We start from the raw sequence: 409 nt of genomic DNA, 5'->3' as shown, positions 1-409 counted from the left end.
ATACCTTGGGAGTGACGGGGCGGAGTGGGCCAAGCAGGGGGTAGATTACTTCCCTGGGGCGGTACACGTTTTGGACCCTTACCATTTGAACCGGCGGCTTATAGAGGCTTTTTGGCACGATGAGGAGGCCTATAGTGGGATCAGGCAGGCCATTTATCTGGGGGACTGGGGGAAGGTAGAAGAGATTTTGGGAGGAGCAGCAAGGAGAGTTCGCGGGGCTAAGAGGAGGAGAATAGAGAAGCTCTGGCAGTATCTCAAGGAGAACTGGTCGGGAATAGTTAGCTCTTCTGTTGCGGAGCATCTGGGGGCCATAGAGGGGCAGGTACAGCACAACGTGGCGCGGCGGATGAAGCGGTTGGGAGCCAGCTGGACGGAGGCAGGAGCAGACAGGATGGCGCGGGTTTTGGCT

1 protein-coding gene is annotated in these 409 nt (G+C 57.7%); it reads left to right on the top strand.

All coding sequences use genetic code 11. The features are described 5' to 3' along the window. On the top strand, nucleotides 1–409 hold a 409-nt coding region (locus DXX99_RS11080; protein WP_205664717.1), incomplete at both ends, for a UPF0236 family transposase-like protein.

This window comes from Ammonifex thiophilus (assembly GCF_003368535.1).
Classification (GTDB): domain Bacteria; phylum Bacillota; class Desulfotomaculia; order Desulfotomaculales; family Ammonificaceae; genus Ammonifex; species Ammonifex thiophilus.
The sequence above is the reverse complement of the archived record's forward strand: the minus strand, read 5'-3'. Positions and strand labels throughout refer to the sequence as shown.